We start from the raw sequence: 13,712 nt of genomic DNA, 5'->3' as shown, positions 1-13,712 counted from the left end.
TTCATCAAATTTAGGGGTTATTCCCAAACGTTTTCTTATATTCAGTAGGCGTGATGCCGGTTCGTTTTTTGAAAGTTCGGATGAAATGACTAAGATGATGAAACCCAACCTGAAAGCCAATTTGTGTAATGGTATGCATATTACGTTGAATTAGCTCCATCGCTCTTTCAATGCGTACCTCATTTACATAATCGACGAAGTTCTGGCCTGTTTCTTTTTTGAAAATCGTGCTGAAATAAGCTGGAGCCATATTGGCCAGAAATGCCCCTTGCTCAAGTGGAATATCCTGACTGTAATTGTCATGGATGAATCGTTTTACTTCTTCGATCGGATGCTGGCTCGTGGACGTCGACTTTACACTTTGCTTACGCCGCGCCCTGCGGTATTCGCGATCCATAAGGATGAGCAGCTTGACTAGACTCGTACAGATGGCATATTCATAACCCGCTTCACGATGCTCAAATTCATCCTGTATATCTTGAAGAAGCTGCTCCATTAACAGTTGCTTTGGCTTGGCGATATGCAGCCACGGCTGTGGCATGATCCCTAACTCTGGCATTTCGTCAGCCGTATTGTGTAGGAAAGGCTGCAAAGTATCCGAGAAAGGCTTCAACTGCTCCCTCACCAAATATGGGAGGAAATCAATCAGCACCACCTCGAACTCCCGTTCCTCAATCGCGCTCAAGCTGTGCTCCACCCCAGGCGATATGATGAACATATCCCCTCTGCTGACATTCAGCGATTTGCCGCGCAGCTGATGGTTGCACACACCTTTGAGCACATAAGCAATCTGCGTATATTCGTGGATATGCAAGGGCTGCTTCAGCGCTAGGCTGGAGTAGCGGAATATTTTAAAAGGAAATTCCTTTTTCAGTGTGGATTTGCTTTGAAAATAGGACATTCCCTTCCCCATGCTCATACGATTACCACCTATCCGATGCCATATTTCATTCAAGCATATGTCAATTAACGGAATAGAACAACCCTTCTGTGCAGACGCGCAAAATAGCAGGTTTATTAGCTCTTCTGGCTTCGATCATAGACGATCTTGCCAGCTTTGTAGGTCTGTAGCAATGGGATCCGCCCGTCCGCTTGAATGCTGTCCAGGAGGACGAAATCGGCCGGTGCCCCAATCGATAAGCCCTCTGCGACAGGCAATCCCATCAAACGGGCCGGGCGTGTCGATGCCATTTCCCACGCTGTTGGGAAATCGGCCAGCCCCCGTCGATTCAAATGCGCAATGCCCCACAGCAGCATCTGAGCGGAGCCCGCTAGGAGACGAGGATCAGCAGCAAGGTGAAGCTTGCCTTCTGAGGTCAGTACAACGTCGCCTCCAATGTGCGTCTTGTACACGCCAGGTTCAAGACCGCTGATAGCTACAGCATCACTAACTAGCAGTGCTTGCTCTCCTTTCACTTTCAGCACAACCTTCAGCACTTGGTCCGGTAAATGAAAGCCGTCGGCAATGACACAGCTCCACAGTTCATCCTGCGCCAGCTGCTCCCACAGGTAATTCGGATGGCGCGGAAGCATCAGATGCGCCCCATTCCCCAGATGCGTCGACATCCGAGCGCCTGCCGCGACGGCTTCCCCTATCTGCGAAGCGTCTGCTGCCGTGTGGCCGATGGACACGATCACGCCGCTATCGACGCAGCGCTGGATGAATGTGGCGCTGTCGGGCCATTCCGGCGACAGCGTCACAAGCTTGATGCGTCCGCCAGCCGCTTCCTGCCAGCGGCAGAAGAGGTCCCAATCCGGCGGCCTTACGGCATCACGCGGGTGTGCGCCGCGCGCCCCGTCGTCGAGCGAAATGAACGGGCCTTCCAGGTGAATGCCCGCAATGCCCTGCTCCGTCGCCGGATCCGCTTCGCAAGCGCTAGCAATACTGCCGAGCGCGCTTGCAATCGCCTCGGGACTGCTCGTAATGACGGTGGGGTAACTAGCAGTTACCCCTTCCCGCCAAAGCTTGCGAACGATGCGACTGACCGTCTCCGCTTCAAGCGGCAATGTGTTGAAGTCGCTTCCCGCATAGCCATTGATCTGCAGGTCAACCAAGCCAGGCGCGACAATCGGCAGGTCTACCGATTCTGATGCAGCAAGCGCTTCCACTGTCGCAATCCGTCCATTGCGGACGGTAATCGCGACAGGTGCTCCTGTAGCATAATGGCGCGCATGAATGACGCTCGTACTATCGGCCATAGGAATCTAGGTCCAGATACATCGTGCAGTTCGGATGCCTGCGGAGAATCGTCGAAGGACACTCGGTTGAAATGGATCCGCTCAATGTGCGTTGAACTGCCTGATGTTTCGTAACACCAGGTACAGAGCAGAACAGATGCGCGCCCGACATCAGCGCTGGTATGGTCAGGGTTAACGCATGCGTAGGCACATCTGCAAAACGGCCGAAACATCCATCATTCACCTGCTGCTGCCGGCAAATATCATCCAGTTCTACACGCTTGATCCATAAAGGATCCGCAAAATCAGCAACAGGAGGGTCATTGAAGGCAATGTGACCGTTCTCACCAATACCGAGGCAGACCACATCTATCGGAGCCTCTTCCAAAAGTGCGCTATACCGTCTGCACTCGTCCTCCGCTTCATTCGAGCTATTGATTAGGTGAACTGTACCCGGCTTAACTAGATCGAATAAACGATCGGTTAAAAACCTTCCAAATCTCTGCGGCGCCTCTTCACTGAGTCCGATGTACTCATCCATGTGGAACGCGGTAATCCGTGACCAATCGATCGCTTCATCCTGAGCCAGCGTTTCGAGCATTTCATTCTGCGAAGGCGCTGCCGCGAAAATAATGCGAATAGCCGCTTTCTCTGCAAGCAGCGATTTGATCCTTTGGGCTGCATCTAATCCCGCAGCTTGCCCCAATGCTTTCCGGTTCTGATATACATTAACCTGTAACTCATCGATTCGTACTTGGCTGACTGGTTGCCCCTGTAATTGTGGCTCACGCATAGTTAAGTTCCTCCAGTATTATAAAGTTAACTGCCGACCTTCCGCCGCACTCTTATAAATCTGTTCAACCAGCCGCACCGCTCGCAGCCCAGCTTCCCCCGTAACCAGCGGCTCTTCGCCGGCTTCGATAGAAGCCATTACATCCAACAACTGGCTTTGATGGAAATCCGACGCAATACTGCGTGGATCCGTAATACCGCCATAGGCTCCTTCCTCTGTCCAAGTCGGTTCACTTCGACCTGGCACCGTCCAATGGACAATCGTCGAACCTTCCAGCTTGATCGTCCCTTTCTCCCCATACAAATGGATGGTTGCAGCGAAGCCTGGGCGAATGCTGGTCGATGCCATGATCGTACCAAATGCCCCATTTTTAAATTGCAAAATGGCCAACCCTAAATCCTCAGCTTCCATCTCATGCGTCTGCGTCGCAACTTTGCCGAAAACCGTGTGAACCTCACCTGCGAACCATAGCAGCAAATCCAAGCAGTGAATCCCTTGATTCATCAGGGCACCGCCATCCTCTGCGATCGTTCCACGCCACTGCGCGCTATCGTAATAAGACTGAGATCGATGGAAGGGCAGCGATACCTCGACTAGCAAAAGCTTTCCGAGAGCCCCTTCGTCTAGCACCCGTTTAATCGCTTGATTCTGCGCCTCGAATCGACGCTGTGAGATGACAGAGAGTGTCACGTTCTTCTCTCGTGCCGCTTGCACTAACCGCTCCGCGTCCACCACATTCATGCTGATTGGCTTCTCAATAATCAAATGCTTGCCCGCATTCACGACCTCCAGCCCAATCGTCGCATGGCTGCCGCTTGGGGTTGTGACACAGACAATATCGACATCGTTCCTGGCAAGCAGCTCACGATAGTCCGTCGTCCAAGCGCATCCCTCACGCTCAGCGATCGCTTTTGCTTTTGCCTCCGTACGGCTGGCTACCGCAACCAGGCTTGCCTCTTCGATTTGGCGGATAGCCTCGATATGAAAATCTGCCACCGAGCCGCAACCTATGATGCCAAATTTCCAGTTAGCCAACGCTACACCTCCTCTAACAAAGCGCGAAGCGCATCTAGCGTCATGCGCGTGCCCGTCAGCTGACTGCCGCCATCTGGCACAAAATGAGTTTCTATTGTATATAAACCCGTGTATCCATCAGCTTCAAGCGCCTTGATCTGAGCTGTTATTGGCACATTACCAGAGCCAAGGGGCACACATTTGGGCGTTCCATCATGACGAATATAAGCATCTTTTAGATGGACATGTGCTAAGGTATCTTTCATGAATTGGTAGCCTCTCGGGAATGCTTCCTTCGCCCCATACGCTTCATTCCCTGGATCCCATAGCCCCCTAACAGCTGGGGAATCAATACCAGAAACAAGCGAAGCCACTTCCTCAGCAAAGCCTCCATTGCAAGATGGCTCATTCTCTAACAGCAAAATCACGCCCTCACGCTCGGCGATCTCTCCTGCCCTTTTTAGATGATGAATAACCTCATTTCGATGTTGTTGTGGATCAAGCTCCCGCCAAAACGAGAAAATCCGAATACGAGATGTCCCGAGCAGCTTCGCGATCTCAATAACCCTATGAAGTTTTTTAAAATGTTCCTCCACACTCTGTTCCTTCTGCCCGAACGTATCCCCCGATTCAACCAATCGCTTCGGATCCAGTGCGCATTTGAACAATGGAGATGCAATCGCTGAAATGTATAATCCGTGATCTTCTACTAATTTGCGGATGTCGACGAGCTGAGCATCTCCCAGTTCCGCAACATTGACGCCATTCACAACTCTTACTTCGACATGTCGCAAGCCCTGTTCAGCGGCCCACTTCACCGCTTGTTCGAAATCAGCAGATACCTCATCCGTTAATACGCCTAATCGGTTCCAAATCAATGAAATACCTCCACCTTCGCTTGTGAATTCGTTCTGTTCTTCTTATTTTCTTAACTATAACAAGATTGTCTTAGGGAAAGTTGACGTTTCTATCGAACTAAGTTTACATTTTTTTCGGTTTGCATCAGCGATACAGAAATTATCAACTTTATCTAAAACTCAATCAGTAAATAAAAGGGATTTGAGTGCATATGTGGAATAGATGTATATACAGAATATGAGTCTTTGTAACTAGGTGAAGTAGTTCGTTGGTTCATGAAAAAGGGAGGTTGTTGTATGAAGTCGACGGGAATTGTAAGAAAAGTGGACGAACTGGGACGGATTGTTTTACCTATTGAGCTGCGTCGGACGCTCCACATTGAAATTGGTGACGCCATTGAAGTTTACGTGGATCCTGAGCGAATCACATTAAAAAAGTATATGCCTGCATGCGTATTTTGTGGTAATTTCGAGGATATGACGTATTTCAAAGGAAAGCTCGTTTGCAGCAATTGTATTGATCAAATTACGTAATCATATAGCGTGGCACTAACCCCCTCAGTGAAAGACACTGAGGGGGTTTGCTGATTGGAGGACCCTCTACTCCTTCCCCCGCTCGAACTGATTTTAACTGGATTTTATGTAACTATTTTTATCGATTTTGTCCAATCAGAACCAATAGATGGATTTCATACAGTTAATATCCTTCAGAAACCGAGAAACCACTAATCCCTGCTCAAATTAGCTGTACATTCTCCATCTATTTACTAAATTCCAGGAAATACTCCTATTATAACTGTACTTTTTCCATCTATTTAAAAGCTAGCTAGCTAAATGACCTCCCTACTCCTACCTCAACATTCCCATCCACCACCTAGCGCCGACCGAAACACATCGTTTACCAAACTGACACGCCCATCTCTACTTTCCATAACTCCCTGTACTTCCCTCCCTACTCCCACCACACGCAAAAGCCCCCAAATGAGAACTTCCTCATTTAGGGGCTTCATCAATTGCATCAATTAGCGTCTCTGACGCAAATTGTTATTTCACCTCGACCTGCACTTGCTCAGGTCGATACACCGCCAACAACTCGCCCGCTGAGTTCGCGGCGAACATGACTGTACGCTCGGCTTCCAGCTCGAACGCATAGCTCCGTCCTGTTGCCGGATCGGTCACTTCGATCTGCGTGTCCACGCCGAACTCCGAGACGAAGATAAACAACGCACCAGCATCGAAGCTGAGCTTCCGCCCATAAACCCCTGGCAACTGTCCGCCTTTTACCCAGTTCAGCTCCGCCTCAACACCAGCTGTTTTCAGCGCATACGTGTACAGCTTCTCAAGTACCTCGCTGCGCTCGCCAAGCTCAACGGGGAGCGGACACCAGATCAATTGTCCTTTGCCCAACGCGTAGCTGCGAACAACACCATGCTGCGAGTTCCAGCCGCCATCACCTGCAAGCGTAACTTCCTTGTTCAGCTGAGCGATCCGCGCGCCACCAAAAGACACCGGAACCATCTCGCCGTCCAACACCATCGCCTCTTCGCGAACAATGTTGCTCAGCACCGTTTCACCTACGATATCGGTCAACCGAGCGACCGGCGCCCAGTACTCATTCAAACCAAGAGGCCCTGTAAAGAGCAGTGTTCCGCCATTCTCACGCACATGCGCTGTCAAGGTCTCCAGCGCACCATCACTGAAGTTATGTGCGCTTGGCACGATAATCAGCTTCGGTTGATCCGATGCCAAAGCTTCCAAGTGATACTCGCTCAAGCCGCGGAATGGTACATTCATGCCGTAAGCCAGCGTGCGAGTTAGCTTCGCAGTTGCGTCTCCGGCAACTTTTCGCGTGGAGAAATCATTCGAATACGGGAACACAGCTACGACGTCCTCTAATTTACGGCCAACGAAGAGATCGCGAATCTCTGCCATGAATGCCCCAAAATCATAAGAAACATCGGCCTCTGGCTTCTCCGTCCCGTCTGCCCGCAGCGCACCAATATGCGACTCATTGATGTTGTTCATATAGAAGTTGATGTTCCAAATCCACTGAACAGCACCAGCTCCACCTGTCGAGAACGCATAAGCATATTTACGCTCCAAAATATTACGTAGCTCATATTCCGAACGCTTCGCACGCCCATCCGCCGTCTCGACATACATAATGCCTGTTTCTTGAATCAAACTCGGCTTCGTCGGCGCCTTGGAGAAAATCCCGTCCCACACCAGCTGATCCATCAACCACCACGTATGCACCGTTGTATAATCTACAGCTTCAGCATAAAAGAAAGGCGATGGCCGCTGCGCTCCTAAGCCCTCATCCTGGCCAACTGTCGCCAGCTGAGCTGGATTGATACTGCGAATTGTCGCGATCAATTCCTTCGCCCACCGATTGTGCATGTCCATGGTGAATAGGGTGTAGTCCAGCCATGGGGAACCTTTTTTCTCGACAGTCTCCGTCGTACTCATGTTCACCTCGGATGGATTGAGCAAACGGACACTAGCGAAGCTCGGCAACTCCGAAGGAGACATATTCCAGCGCTCTTGCAGCTTGCGAATATCCCCATGACGCTCCTCCAGCCAAGCTACATAGGCCTCGTGCTCGAAAGCATCATGTGCCGACTGCGGCCCAGCAAAAGGCTTGTTCGGATTAAACATCGACGGCTCATTGATCAAATCCCAATGCACGTTCGTCGTTTCCTTATGTCTGGACACCACGGAAGAAATAAACCGCTTCTGCGCCTCCACACTGCGTGGATCCAAATATGGATTTACGCCCTCCCATAGCTCTGGTGTAAACGAGAAGAAATTGAACGTGACTTCAATGCCATGTCTTTTACAAGTCAAAATGAATGCATCGATACTGCGCAAAACTTCCTCATAGGGATGTCCATCCACGAACATGATTTGACGCCATGCTGACCAGACGCCTGTACGCAACAGGTTAATGCCCGCATTGACCATTTGCGCAATATCCCGATCCCACACGGAAACGTTTGGCAAGAACAAAAACTTCCTCGCCACATCACTCGTCATATACGTCATCCCCACGATCGGAAGCGGACGTCCGTCCTTCCAGAAGTAGTCGCGATCACAAGACATCGGCGTCCCTTCACGAAGCAAGTCTGCATCATACCCCCAGAAACCTTGGTTAAACGTGTGCGTCTCCCCCGTATTCGCTACGGCTTTACAAACCGCTGTATAGTAACCAGCTTCGATATCAATGGGCATGTTTACCTTTTTAAAAGAGAGCTCTCGCGACGCGTTCATCAGGAATTCCGTCGTCCAGATCGGTGCCGCTTGCCCCGATTTCGTTACTTGAATATGGAAGTTCCACTCCACATTCTCCGAAGTCCCACCTGTACGATTCGCAAGCGTCTGCAATTGAACCGTCAGAGATGCACGGTCGCCCGGATCATAACAAGCGTAGTTCGGCTTGAACCAAATTTCCGTTACGCCTCGCTTCGTGTATGCAGCTAGCTCACTTACTAACGCGGCTCCACCATTTCCCCAAAACGCTTCATCCGTGACCACATTGGCAAAAATCCACCGCCCCCCCGCGAATGCCCCCTTCGTATTCTCAAGAAGTACGATCGGCGCTGCAACTTCACGTCCATCCTTCGAGATCCCCTTCAGCAGAGGCGTGAAATGAGCATCCATCGGACCACTGGAACCAATTTGACCTGGATGATCATCTGTCCGTGTTACATGCAATGCGAATCCAACGGTCGGTTGAATGGCAAATAGATCTTCTTTACCTGCCAGCAATGGTAACTCGGCATTCGCAGAATAACGAGCAATCGGGGCGTCATCCACGGCAAGAATTTCATGAATTTGCAGCTGCTGGTGATACGCGGTCTGCTCAATCTCCAGCTCCCAGCCTTCTGCGCCTAGGTAAGCAGGTACTCGGAATGGCGCGCTTCCTACATGCACAAGACCTTTACCTTTACGCGTATGAGTAAGAATTGCCTGCCACGCTGACTTCGGGAAGTAGCGACCATGTAGATGAATGAAGTTATCTGCCCCTTGCTGCAGCGCTTCTTCCAGCCCCTCGGCTCCAACCACTTTTCCTATTTCTCCTAGTTGTGCAACAGCTTTATCATCGGGTCGAATCCCCTCATAAGGAAATGTGGGATCGTAAAAAATAATCGTTGTAAGCATGCTTTCATCCTCCAAGTCGGTGTGTGTTTCTTCAATTTCTTATGTGCATTTTGTTATTTTTGTTAGGCTAACAACTCATAATTATGAACATAATTTACTCACTTTCTTTGGTGCGGTCAATCTTTTTTTTCGCAAACCTATTAGATAGGCTACATTGACAATTCCTACATTATCAGGAACAATAGATTTGTTAGGTTCCGAACGATGTATATAACGTATTTTCAACATAAAGGATGTCTCTCATGAGCAAAAAAGTATCTATGCAGCAAATCGCCGACCGACTCGGCATGTCCAAATATACGGTTTCCCAAGCGTTATCAGGTAAATCAGGCGTTAGCGAAGAGAACCGGCTTCGTATTCAAGAGACTGCGAAAGCGATGGGCTATACGCTCCAGCAAACTCAAGCAGCACGCTCATCCAATCAATCCGTCATCCCTAATACCATTGAAGGTCCGCACACGACGCCTGAATTCACTCCCTATATTTTGGTTTGGATTCAGTCTACCTATTTGCAGGACAACCCCTTCTGGGGAAAGGTTCTCACGGGTATTGCTACTGCTAGTAAAGAGCTAGGCTATGAGCATCTAATCGTCCCTATTGCACCTAATCACCAGCCCCAACTGCAGATCCCATCCTATATTGATCTATCGCATTGTATTGGACAGCTGTTAGCAGGAACTTTTCCAACGCAATCCGTCATTTCATTGAAGCAGAGTGGGATTCCGCTCGTCCTTATCGACCATAATGAACCGCTGATCGAAGTGGATAGTGTGCTTAATAATAATTTGGATGCTGGCAAAATGGCATGTCAACGCTTGCTGTCCACTGCCGCGAAGCGTGTTATTTTCATTGGCGATGATCAATTCGCCGTTAGCTTCAAAGAGCGCTGGTGGGGCTGCCGCATGGCACTCGAGGATATGGCTGGACCGGCTGAGCACTATCATTTGAAGAAATGGCAAATCGCCTACTCCCACCCCCACATGCTTCACCAGTTGGAACGTAAAGTAGCGGCATTAACCCAGGAAACCATGCCTGATGGTTTTGTTTGCGCCAATGATCACCTTGCTCTAGCACTGTTGCCTATTTTGAAACGCCACGGTCTCGAGGTACCGAGTCAGGTAAAGGTCATTGGGCTAGACAACATTGAAACAGCCGCCTACGCGACTCCATCTCTTAGCACCATCGAGCTCGGCAAGGAAGCGTTAGGCATTCGAGCCGTTGAAACACTTCTTTACCGCCTCCAGCACCCGGGCAGACAAGTGGAGAAAGTCGTGCTGTCATCGCGGTTTATTGCGCGGGATTCCGGCTAATTCGGAAATAAGCTTGACCATGACAAAAAAGCACACCGCATTCGGCGTGCTTTTTTTCTGCCTATTTGACGTACACGTTATAAATAACTTAACCCTATCGAAATCAACATGCCCGCTACCGCAATCCAAAATAAGTAAGAGCGCCCGATTCGTTTCAAACTTTTATCTTGTCGATCCATAACGGATTTCTTGCGATTACTGCTCGTCTTCGTTTCTTCTTCTAGCTCATTGTTCACTTGCGATTTCCAATTTATGAATTGGAAGCCAACCCCGCTAACGACAACCGCTACCATCATCAAAATTAAAGAACCCATAAATACCTTGTCCGCAATGGACGCCATGCTGCACTCAACCTCACTATCTAACTGTAATTTCTTCATTATACTTCAAAAGGTGAACAGAATACAGGAAGGGAAGGCTCTACAGACAGGAGACAACAAGGTGCCCGCTTAACCACCTAACACAAATTAACTCTTGCTTGAGCGATTGGTGCGATATCTCCTTATTGGACCACCATTTGTAACATCAGGTATTACTTTGCCTTTATCAACAAGAGACTTAAGGTATTTTACAGCTGTATTTCTGTCGATACCCACTGCTTGAGCTATCGAAATCGGCGAGTAGGATTTTGACTTATTTTCGATAAGTTTAAAAATAGCCAGTTCCGTTGGAGACAAAGATGGTTGGATGACATTTGATTCCATCCCCCACTTCGCTAGCGCATGCATCATCTGTTGTTGGCAACGGCGAGGCTGCTCCATGATACTATGTAGTGAAAAGCGCAGTACCTTCCAATCGTCGATGATAAGGTCATTCTGGCGAAAGCGATCATCTGAAAATTTATACGAATCCGCGTTATGACCATGCGTTCCCTTGTCGTCTACTTCGATGCACATATTGATAGCGGGGGATGGACAGGCCAGATCTAGGTATCTGAAACCGTCTTTATAATCCGTCACTTCGTACTCAGCAAACCAACCATCAAAACTCCCTATAGCGGGCCAAAACACATGGATAATGAATTTCTTTAAAGAGAAACTCAGACCTTTTTGCAATCGCAGCCGCCGATCCCCTGTGCATGACCTGATTTGTAATGCCATCCACGATTCGTACGCAACGCGAAGCTGCAAACTCATCTCACTATTTATTTGTTCCATGTTCTTCTCTCCACCTTGAGGAAATAAAATAGCCGCTTGCACTGGAAACGAGTTCCGATGCAAGCGGCGTGTTCTTCACGACTTAATGAAAAATTTACTCCATATTATGGTAAATTGCAATAGTTTGTTTGCAAGAAGCGCTAGCGGGTGGCCGGCGGCGGCGGGCTACCTCTCCTTGCGCACATTTTTTGTGCGCTAGCGTGCGGCCTGCGGCGGGGACGCTGCTTTTTACGAATCACACGATGCTAAGCAAAAGTCCCAACCGACAACATGTCGATTGGGACTTCATTATTTCATCTGGCTTACAACGTGCGATCGCCTGGCTTCCAGTTAGCTGGGCATAGGCCGCCGGCTTGCAGCGCTTGTAGCACACGAAGTGTTTCGTCAACGGAACGTCCTACATTCATGTCCGTCACTACTTGGTAGCGAAGCACGCCATCCGGATCAATGATGAACAAGCCGCGGTGCGCAGCACCAGTCTCATCATCTAGGACACCATAGGCACGTGCTGTTTCTTTGGAGAAGTCACTCACCAATGGGAACTTCACAGGGCCGATGCCGCTTTGATCGCGTGGTGTTTGTGTCCAAGCACGATGCGTGTAGACACTGTCTACAGACGCACCTACGATATCACAGTCTAGGTCAAGGAACTGTTCATAATTATCACTGAATGCTGTGATTTCTGTCGGACACACGAAAGTGAAATCGAATGGCCAGAAAAAGAATACGAGCCATCTGCCGCGGTAATCTTCTAGCGAGATTTTTTCCTCGAGCGTGTCCATATTTTTTGTAGAGAGCAGGGAGAAGCTCGGTGCTGGCAGCCCTATTTTAGCAAAAGTAGCAGGTGATTGAACGGTTAGTTGTTGTGTCATGATGTGATTCTCCTTTGAGTGTTAGTATAGTTTAGCTAGCGATTTCGGCTAGTGCTTTTTTGAGTTTAGTGACATTGAGGCCAAGAATTTTGTGCTCACCGATGACAGTAACAGGTAGTGACATGAGGCCCATATCATGCAGCTCTTGTCCGAATTGGTCATTTAAATCAATGTTTCTTTCTTCAAAACCGACTTGTTGCTCCGTTAAATATTTCTTTAATTGCACACAATAAGGGCAGTTGGTACTGGAATAAACGATTACATTAGACATAGTTGGTCATCTCCTAATAAGTAGAATTATTTATATTGCGGGATCAATTGAGCCCGTTTATTAATAAATTTATCGACTGCCATAGCGGCAATCGCACCATCCGCAGCGGCAACAACTGCTTGCTTAACCGGTGTGCGTCTTACTTCGCCAGCCCCGAACACACCTGCAACTGAAGACTGCATGGAGCTATCCAAAATCATAAAGCCTTCCTCATCAAGAGGAACTTGATCCTGTAAGAAATCTGTGCCTGGCTTACTGCCAGATAAGAAAACGAAGACGCCATCCACATCCAGCACTTCCTCGCCACCAGAGCTTGTACGAATTCGAAGACCTTGTACTTGCTTATCTCCCAGCACCTCGAGGGGCTTCGTTTTGTAAAGAATGTTCGTACCTTTCAGATCTGGAACGTGATGAACACCTTGCAATTCAGGTCGAGGAACAACGAAATGGATGGATTTAGTAAACTTGCTCAACGCTTGTGCTTCTTCCAATGCCTCTTCGGAATCACCGATTACAGCGACCGTCTTTCCTTCAAAAAAAGCACCATCACAAGTCGCACACGTGCTTACGCCGCGCCCCATCAGATTTTCCTCACCTGGCAGCATACGATTGCGTCCTTTAGAGCCAGTTGCAATGATGATCGACTTGCCCTCATACATCCCATCTGCGGTAAAAACATACTTCGTCTCACCTTCTACATCAACATCCGTAATTGTCGTCTGGATAAACTCAGCTCCAAAGCCCTTGGCTTGGTCGCGCATCGTATCGAGCAGATCCTTGCCTGACAATTCACCAATGACACCGGGGTAGTTCGCAATTTTGTGCGTAATGGCGAGTGCTCCTGTATTTGGTGCTTTATCAATAACTAACGTTTTTAAATTCCCTCTTGCTGTATAAATCGCCGCCGAAGCTCCTGCGGGACCAGCTCCAACAATAATGACATCATACATCGGTGATGCACTCCTTCCATACGGCCTGCCTTTTTAATTGATAATCGATATCAGATAATAATTATTATAAATAAAATAGAAATAAAGTCAACCTTATTTATAATAATTCTAATTAACAAATAAGGATATATGCTTGTTTCTAATGATTT

At 48.7% G+C, this 13,712-nt stretch carries 13 protein-coding genes; 2 read left to right on the top strand and 11 right to left on the bottom strand.

The genetic code is table 11. The annotated features are described in order from the left end of the window. Nucleotides 1-10: 10 nt before the first annotated feature. From AC58QM_RS03245 to AC58QM_RS03225, 5 genes are all read right to left on the bottom strand, one after another. Nucleotides 11-919: an AraC family transcriptional regulator gene (locus AC58QM_RS03245; protein ID WP_497281301.1), complete on the bottom strand. Its 909-nt coding sequence runs from the start codon at nt 917-919 to the stop codon at nt 11-13. Nucleotides 920-1,017: 98 nt separating this feature from the next. Continuing rightward, a complete protein-coding gene (locus tag AC58QM_RS03240) occupies nt 1,018-2,199 on the bottom strand; it encodes an N-acetylglucosamine-6-phosphate deacetylase (protein ID WP_497281300.1) in 1,182 nt (393 codons plus the stop codon). Further along, nucleotides 2,189-2,971, bottom strand: coding sequence for a glucosamine-6-phosphate deaminase (locus tag AC58QM_RS03235; RefSeq protein ID WP_497281298.1), 783 nt, complete (start codon nt 2,969-2,971; stop codon nt 2,189-2,191). The genes AC58QM_RS03240 and AC58QM_RS03235 overlap by 11 nt, the downstream gene beginning before the upstream one ends. Before the next feature lie 18 nt (nt 2,972-2,989). Then, the gene (locus AC58QM_RS03230; protein ID WP_497281296.1) at nt 2,990-4,006 is read right to left on the bottom strand and encodes a Gfo/Idh/MocA family protein; all 1,017 of its coding nucleotides are present in this window, start codon (nt 4,004-4,006) and stop codon (nt 2,990-2,992) included. A gap of 2 nt (nt 4,007-4,008) precedes the next feature. Continuing rightward, on the bottom strand, nt 4,009-4,863 hold the full coding sequence (locus AC58QM_RS03225) for a sugar phosphate isomerase/epimerase family protein (protein ID WP_497281294.1): 855 nt from the start codon (nt 4,861-4,863) through the stop codon (nt 4,009-4,011). A gap of 276 nt (nt 4,864-5,139) precedes the next feature. On the opposite strand from AC58QM_RS03225, the gene AC58QM_RS03220 reads away from it, so the two are divergent. Then, the gene (locus AC58QM_RS03220) at nt 5,140-5,376 is read left to right on the top strand and encodes an AbrB/MazE/SpoVT family DNA-binding domain-containing protein (RefSeq protein WP_310500548.1); all 237 of its coding nucleotides are present in this window, start codon (nt 5,140-5,142) and stop codon (nt 5,374-5,376) included. 510 nt (nt 5,377-5,886) lie between these two features. On the opposite strand, the gene AC58QM_RS03215 is transcribed toward AC58QM_RS03220, so the two are convergent. After that, the gene (locus AC58QM_RS03215; protein ID WP_497281292.1) at nt 5,887-9,003 is read right to left on the bottom strand and encodes a beta-galactosidase; all 3,117 of its coding nucleotides are present in this window, start codon (nt 9,001-9,003) and stop codon (nt 5,887-5,889) included. Nucleotides 9,004-9,245: 242 nt separating this feature from the next. On the opposite strand from AC58QM_RS03215, the gene AC58QM_RS03210 reads away from it, so the two are divergent. Beyond that, a complete protein-coding gene (locus AC58QM_RS03210; protein WP_497281290.1) occupies nt 9,246-10,313 on the top strand; it encodes a LacI family DNA-binding transcriptional regulator in 1,068 nt (355 codons plus the stop codon). 77 nt (nt 10,314-10,390) lie between these two features. Here the strand turns inward: AC58QM_RS03210 and AC58QM_RS03205 are convergent, their stop codons facing one another. The 5 genes from AC58QM_RS03205 to AC58QM_RS03185 form a co-directional block, all read right to left on the bottom strand. Continuing rightward, nucleotides 10,391-10,654 carry a hypothetical protein gene (locus AC58QM_RS03205; protein ID WP_497281288.1) on the bottom strand — a complete coding sequence of 88 codons (264 nt, stop codon included), beginning with the start codon at nt 10,652-10,654 and terminating at the stop codon, nt 10,391-10,393. 126 nt (nt 10,655-10,780) lie between these two features. Beyond that, on the bottom strand, nt 10,781-11,470 hold the full coding sequence (locus AC58QM_RS03200) for a putative endonuclease domain-containing protein (RefSeq protein WP_497281286.1): 690 nt from the start codon (nt 11,468-11,470) through the stop codon (nt 10,781-10,783). Between the two features lie 302 nt (nt 11,471-11,772). Beyond that, the gene (locus tag AC58QM_RS03195; RefSeq protein WP_497281285.1) at nt 11,773-12,342 is read right to left on the bottom strand and encodes a peroxiredoxin; all 570 of its coding nucleotides are present in this window, start codon (nt 12,340-12,342) and stop codon (nt 11,773-11,775) included. 31 nt (nt 12,343-12,373) lie between these two features. Continuing rightward, nucleotides 12,374-12,613 carry a glutaredoxin family protein gene (locus tag AC58QM_RS03190; RefSeq protein ID WP_310500553.1) on the bottom strand — a complete coding sequence of 80 codons (240 nt, stop codon included), beginning with the start codon at nt 12,611-12,613 and terminating at the stop codon, nt 12,374-12,376. 26 nt (nt 12,614-12,639) lie between these two features. After that, complete coding sequence (locus AC58QM_RS03185) at nt 12,640-13,563, bottom strand: NAD(P)/FAD-dependent oxidoreductase (protein ID WP_497281283.1); 924 nt, start codon at nt 13,561-13,563, stop codon at nt 12,640-12,642. Nucleotides 13,564-13,712 lie beyond the last annotated feature (149 nt).

Source organism: Paenibacillus sp. J22P165 (genome assembly GCF_059692015.1).
The sequence above is the reverse complement of the archived record's forward strand: the minus strand, read 5'-3'. Positions and strand labels throughout refer to the sequence as shown.